Source organism: Sphingomonas sp. NPDC019816, from assembly GCF_050274375.1.
Taxonomy (GTDB): Bacteria; Pseudomonadota; Alphaproteobacteria; order Sphingomonadales; family Sphingomonadaceae; genus Sphingomonas.
The window spans coordinates 22352-28351 of the sequence record NZ_JBNNOB010000036.1 but is presented as its reverse complement, the minus strand read 5'-3'; the positions used below and the strand labels follow the sequence as shown (position 1 = coordinate 28351).

Sequence of the window (6000 nt, the reverse complement as noted above, 5' to 3'; positions counted from 1 at the left end):
GGCCTGTCCAGGCAGTCAAAGGTCCGGGATGAAGGCCACGCCCCACCCCAACCCCTCCCCTGAAGGGGAGGGGCTTTACAGGTCACGCCGCCATGGTGAACGGCTCCAGCCCGGCGAGGCGGGTGACGACCGGCGGGGTCGGGATGGCGCGCGGCTGCATGCCCTTCACCTTGTCGGCGATTGCCTTGATATGCGCCGGGGTCGAGCCGCAGCAGCCGCCCAGCACATTGACCTGCCCCTCGACCGCCCATTCGCCGACCAGCCCGGCGGTGGTCACCGGCGCCTCGTCATAGGCACCCAGCTCGTTGGGCAGTCCGGCATTGGGATAGATCATGACGAGCGTGTCGCAGATTTCGGAGAGCGTCTTCACATGCGGACGCAGCTGCTCCGCCCCGAACGAGCAGTTCAGCCCTATGGTCAGCGGCTTGGCATGGCGCACCGCGTGCCAGAAGGCCTCGACCGTATGGCCCGACAGGTTGCGGCCCGACAGGTCGGTCAGCGTCATCGACAGCATGATCGGAATCTCGCGGCCCAGCGCCTCGCCCGCCTCGATCGTCGCCATGATCCCGGCCTTGGCGTTCAGCGTATCGAACACGGTTTCGATCAGGATGAAGTCCGCGCCGCCCTCGACCAGTGCGTCGATCTGTTCGCGGTACACGTCCTTCAGAAAATCGAAGTCGATCTCGCGATAGCCCGGATCGTTGACGTCCGGCGACAGCGACAGCGTCTTGTTGGTCGGCCCGATCGCGCCCGCGACGAAGCGGGGGCGGCCATCCTTCGCCTGATATTCGTCGGCCAGGCGGCGGGCGAGCTTGGCGCTCTCGACATTGATCTCGCGCACCAGATGTTCGGCACCGTAATCGGCCTGGCTGATCCGGTTGGCGGAGAAGGTGTTGGTCTCTGCGATGTCCGCGCCCGCCTCGAAATAGGCGCGGTGGATGGACTCGGGCACCTCGGGCTTGGTCAGCGCCAGGATGTCGTTATTGCCCTTCTGGTCGTGGGACAGGCCCAGCGTTCCCGCATAGGCCGCCTCGTCGAGCTTCCAGTTCTGGATCTCGGTGCCGAACGCGCCATCGGTGATCAGGATGCGCTTGGCCGCTTCGGCGAGGAATGTGTCGCGGGTCGTCATCGTCTTGCTCCTGCTCTGGCGAGCGGTTGTTCCGTTGGGGGGGTGGGGAGCCTCAGGCGTCATCGCCTGGGGCCCTGCCCTCCCCTATCCCCTCCCGCTCGCGGGAGGGGCGTGCCTGGATCGTCGGTCCTGCGCTCTCGCCACCTTCGACCCTCTATTTCGTCACTCCCCTCCCGCAGGCGGGAGGGGCCGGGGGAGGGAAAGCCGCAAGCGACACCGTCTGCCGCACCGCCCTCCCCCAACCCCCTCCCGCGTGCGGGAGGGGGCCAATCGTCACGCCGCCGCGACCGCTTCGGCTTTCTTCCCCCGCACGCCCAGCAAATGGCTGATCGCATAAGCCAGTTCGGCACGGTTCAGCGTGTAGAAATGGAAACCCTTCACCCCGCCCGCATAGAGGCGACGGCACATCTCGGCCGCGATGGTCGCGGCGACCAACTGGCGTGCGCCGGGATGGTCGTCCAGCCCCTCGAACAGACGGTCCATCCAGTCGGGGATGCGCGCGCCGCACATGGCGGCGAACTTGCGGGTCTGCGCGACGTTCGACACCGGCAGGATGCCCGGCACGATCTCGGCAGTGATCCCCGCCGCCGCCGCGGCATCGCGGAAGCGGAAATAGGCTTCGGGCGAGAAGAAGAATTGCGTGATCGCGCGGTTGGCCCCGGCGTCGATCTTGCGCTTGAGGTTATCGATATCGGCCCGGCTGTCAGCCGAGTCCGGGTGACATTCGGGATAGGCCGCCACCGAAATCTCGAACGGGTGCAGCTTCTTGAGGCCAGCGACCAGATCGGCGGCATTCTCGTAACCGCCCGGATGGCTGACGAAGCGCGCGCCCTCGGCGGGGGGATCGCCGCGCAGCGCCACGATATGCCGCACGCCCGCCGCCCAATATTCCTGCGCGACCTGGTCGATCTCCTCACGGGTCGCCTCGACACAGGTCAGGTGCGCGGCGGCGTCCATCGTCGTCTCGCGCTGGATGCGCGCGACGGTCGCATGGGTCCGCTCGCGGGTCGAGCCGCCCGCACCATAGGTCACCGAGACGAAGCGCGGGTCGAGCGGCTCCAGCGTGCGGATCGCATCCCACAGCTGCGCGTCCATCTTCTCCGTCTTGGGCGGGAAGAATTCGAAGCTGACCGCGATATCGCCGCCGACATCGGCGAACAGCGGTTCCTCATGCGCCAGCGCGGCCTCGGTCCGCGTCAGGATCGTGTTCGTCATGCCGCCCTCACCCTATTCGTCTCGACGGGCCGAAGCCCCTTCTTCACACCCAACCAGAGTTTGACGGTCAGCTCGCCACCCTCCAGCGTCCTCGTCTCGGCCAGCGTCAGCCCGGCGGGGCCGAACCAGCTAGTCATCTGCTCATCGGCAAAGCCCAGGCGGCTATGCGCCGCCTTTTGCCGCAATTCCTCGCGATCATGCGGCGCGAAGTCGGCGATCAGCAACCGCCCGCCCGGCCCCAGCACCCGCGCCGCCTCGGCGATCGCCGCGCCGGGTTGCTGCGCGAAGTGCAGGACATGGTGCAGGATCGCGATGTCCGCCGCGCCGTCGCCCATGGGGAGCGCATAGAGGTCCGCCTGCCGCAACTCGGTATTGGCACGCCCGTGCAGCTTGGCCCGCGCCAGCCGCAGCATCTCCGACGAGCGATCGATGCCCAGCGCCGAGTCCGCCCGGTCGCCGAACAGCTCCAGCATCCGCCCGGTGCCCGTGCCGATATCGATCAGCGCGCCCAGATCGCCCTCGCCGATCAGGCCCGCCATCGCCTCCTCGATCTCGCTGTCGGCGACGTGGAGCGAGCGGATCGCATCCCACTCGCCCGCATGATCCTCGAACCAGGCCGCCGCACTCGCGGCCCGGTCGGCGCGCACCGCCGCCAGTCGCGCGACATCGGCCACGACCCAGGGGTCGGGCGTTTCCGCCGTCCAGCGATCGAGCGCGGCCGTCATCGGCTCCACCGCCTCGCGGTCACCCAGCGCGACGAAGACCCAGCTGCCTTCCTTGCGCCGCTCGGCCAGTTCGGCGTCGACCAGGATTTTCACATGGCGGCTGACGCGCGGCTGGCTCTGGCCCAGCACCTGCGCCAGTTCGCCCACGGACAGCTCCATCGAGCGGAGCAGCGCCAATATGCGCAACCGCGTCGGATCGCCCAGAGCGCGAAAGATTTCGAGCGCGTTCGCCATGGATCACGATATAAAGATATCTTTATATGCGGTCAACGCAGGACCTCAATTTGCCCGACACGGACCCGAAACGGTCTATCTGCGTTGGCAGGCGGATCGAATATTTCAAACGGGAGTGTTTGCCATGAAGAAGGCCCTGATCCTCGCTCTGACCGGTGCCGCCGCGATCTCGCTGTCCGCGTGCAGCGAAAATGCCCAGCAGCAGACCGAGCAGGCCGCCGACGCCATCGGGTCGGACGTGAAGTCGACGACGCAGAACGCCGCCGACGATGTCGAGGCGGCGACCGCGCGCGCGCTGAACTCGGCCGAGAACACCATGGACCGCGCCGGTGACAAGCTGGACCGCGCCGGTGACCGCGCCGCCGCCCAGGCCGACCGTGCCGGCGACGACCTGGATCGCAACCTGGACCGGGCGGGCGACAAGATCGAACGCGGCGCCGACAATGCCCGTCAGGCGACCGGCAACGCCATGGTCCGGGCGGGCGAAGACGTCCGCCGCTGATCGCCGATCCTGACAGGAAAGGGCCGGCCGTGGGATGTCACGGCCGGCCCTTTTTCATGCCGTCATCCGGCGCAATTACAACGCCAGATCGGGGCTGCGATTGGGGCTGACCCGCGTCGCTTCCGGGCGGGGCGCCTCGGTGGTCGAGCGGGGCGATACCGCCGGCGGTGCCATGGCGAGCTGCAACGTCTCGGCGGTCGCGGCCCATTCATGCGCCAGCAGATCGCGGTCGTCGTTCAGCGCGGTGCCATAGCTGGGCACGATCTCACGGATCTTGGCCTGCCAGGCGGGCGTCGCCAGCCGGTCGGGAAAGACCTTCTTGATCAGGTTCAGCATGATCGATGGCGCGGTCGAGGCACCCGGCGACGCGCCCAGCAGCGCGGCGATCGACCCGTCCTTCGACGCGACGATCTCGGTGCCCAGCTTCAGGACGCCGCCCTTGTCGGGATCGCGCTTGATGATCTGCACCCGCTGGCCCGCCTGCCACAGCCGCCAGTCGCCGTCCTTGGCGTTGGGGAAATATTCCCGCAGCGCGTTCATCCGGTCCTCCTGGCTCATCATCAGCTGACCGGCGAGATATTCGACCAGATCGAACTCGTTCCACCCGACCGACAGCATGGGGCGGAAATTGTCGAGCGTCACCGACTTGGGCAGGTCGAAATAGGACCCTTCCTTCAGGAACTTGGTCGAGAAGGTCGCAAACGGCCCGAACAACAGCACCTGCTTGCCGTTCAGATAGCGGGTGTCGAGATGCGGGACCGACATGGGCGGCGATCCGGTCGCGGCCTTGCCATAGACCTTGGCCAGATGACGGCGCGCGATGGCCGGGTTCTCGCTGACCAGGAACGATCCACCGACCGGGAAGCCGGCATAATCGTCGCCCTCGGGAATGCCCGACTTCTGAAGGATGGGCAGCGCGCCGCCGCCGGCGCCACCGAAGACGAAGCGCGCGGTGATGATCCGCTTGTCGCCCGTCTTCATGTCGCGCGCGGTCACCCGCCACGTGCCGTCATTGTTGCGCTCCAGCGAGCGGACCTCATGCCCCGTGGTCAGCGTCACGCCGGACTGTCCCTGGAGCGAACGGATATATTGGCGCGTCACCTCGCCCCATTCGCAATCGGTGCCCAGCGTCGAGCGGGTCGCGGCAAGCTTCTGCCCGCCCTTGCGCCCTTCCATCATCAACGGCACCCATTGCGCGATCTGGCGCGGGTCGGTGGTGAACTCCATGCCGGAGAATAGCGGGCTGGCGAGCAGCGCGGCATGGCGCTTTTGCAGGAAGGCGACATTCTCGTCGCCCCACACCAGGTTCATGTGCGGGGTGGAATTGATGAAGCTGCGCGGGTTCCGCAGGACGCCGGTGCGCAGCTGGTGGCTCATGAACTGGCGCGTGACCTGGAACTGCTCGTTGATCTCGATCGCCTTCTTGATCTCGACCCGCCCGTCGGCCTCGTTGACCGGGGTATAGTTCAGCTCGCACAGCGCCGAGTGACCGGTGCCGGCATTGTTCCAGCCGTTCGAGCTTTCCTCGGCCACCTTGTCCAGCCGTTCGACCAGCTCGATGGTCCAGCCCGGCTCCAGCTCGCGCAGCAGGACGCCCAGCGTCGCGCTCATGATGCCGCCACCGATCAGCAGCACATCGACCTTGTGTTCGGACGCCGCCGCCTCGGCGACGAAGGGCGCGACCGACGCGGTGCCCGCCGCCAGGGTCGCACCCAGCATCGCGCGCCGGGTCACGCCGGCGCGTTCGTCGCCGGCCGGCACATCATCACGATTGTTCTGCATCATTTCCGCCTTCTCGTCCTTGCGGGCCGCACCGGTCCCACGCACGTGAAAAGACGTCGAGCGGGATGCCGGCCAATGGCCGTGATTCCGTTCGATCCGTGCCCCGCCCCCCGCCCGCCCCCAACAGGCATGGCGGGGCGAGGCCGTCGGCCGAACCCTTGATCCTCATCCCAAAACTGTCGCTATGGTCCTGTTCGGACGTCGATTAACGCATGGTCGAGCCATGTCCATGTCCGCCCGGCGGCACCTTGTCGGTGCAAATATCCCGGCGTGATTACGGCGTCAGGATGCTCATGTGGCGGTCCGGCAACCGATTTCAACCCTTGGGACCGCGTTAAGGCCATGCGAACATGACCTTTCCGGCCCGGGCCGCCTGGCTAGGGGAAATACGTTCCCGCCGCGGCCGGTCGGCT

The 6000-nt window shown here is 67.2% G+C and carries 5 protein-coding genes; 1 reads left to right on the top strand and 4 read right to left on the bottom strand.

The features are described from left to right. Window positions 1-82: 82 nt before the first annotated feature. The 3 genes from ACQKJZ_RS07730 to ACQKJZ_RS07720 form a co-directional block, all read right to left on the bottom strand. Window positions 83-1129 carry a homocysteine S-methyltransferase family protein gene (locus tag ACQKJZ_RS07730; RefSeq protein WP_427730617.1) on the bottom strand — a complete coding sequence of 349 codons (1047 nt, stop codon included), beginning with the start codon at window positions 1127-1129 and terminating at the stop codon, window positions 83-85. 273 nt (window positions 1130-1402) lie between these two features. After that, window positions 1403-2344, bottom strand: coding sequence for a methylenetetrahydrofolate reductase (gene metF / locus ACQKJZ_RS07725; RefSeq protein ID WP_427730616.1), 942 nt, complete (start codon window positions 2342-2344; stop codon window positions 1403-1405). After that, complete coding sequence (locus ACQKJZ_RS07720) at window positions 2341-3303, bottom strand: ArsR/SmtB family transcription factor (RefSeq protein ID WP_427730615.1); 963 nt, start codon at window positions 3301-3303, stop codon at window positions 2341-2343. The genes metF and ACQKJZ_RS07720 overlap by 4 nt, the downstream gene beginning before the upstream one ends. A 124-nt stretch (window positions 3304-3427) precedes the next feature. On the opposite strand from ACQKJZ_RS07720, the gene ACQKJZ_RS07715 reads away from it, so the two are divergent. Further along, a complete protein-coding gene (locus ACQKJZ_RS07715) occupies window positions 3428-3805 on the top strand; it encodes a hypothetical protein (RefSeq protein ID WP_427730614.1) in 378 nt (125 codons plus the stop codon). A gap of 75 nt (window positions 3806-3880) precedes the next feature. Here ACQKJZ_RS07715 and mqo read toward each other — a convergent pair whose 3' ends face one another. Next, entirely contained in the window at window positions 3881-5590 is a 1710-nt protein-coding gene (gene mqo / locus ACQKJZ_RS07710; RefSeq protein ID WP_427730613.1) for a malate dehydrogenase (quinone), read from the bottom strand. Between the last annotated feature and the right edge of the window lie 410 nt (window positions 5591-6000).

Coding starts and splice junctions, on each gene's coding strand:
- ACQKJZ_RS07730 (WP_427730617.1), bottom strand. CDS start 1,129: ATGACGACCCGCGACACATTCCTCGCCGAAGCGGCCAAGCGCATCCTG.
- metF (WP_427730616.1), bottom strand. CDS start 2,344: ATGACGAACACGATCCTGACGCGGACCGAGGCCGCGCTGGCGCATGAG.
- ACQKJZ_RS07720 (WP_427730615.1), bottom strand. CDS start 3,303: ATGGCGAACGCGCTCGAAATCTTTCGCGCTCTGGGCGATCCGACGCGG.
- mqo (WP_427730613.1), bottom strand. CDS start 5,590: ATGATGCAGAACAATCGTGATGATGTGCCGGCCGGCGACGAACGCGCC.
- ACQKJZ_RS07715 (WP_427730614.1), top strand. CDS start 3,428: ATGAAGAAGGCCCTGATCCTCGCTCTGACCGGTGCCGCCGCGATCTCG.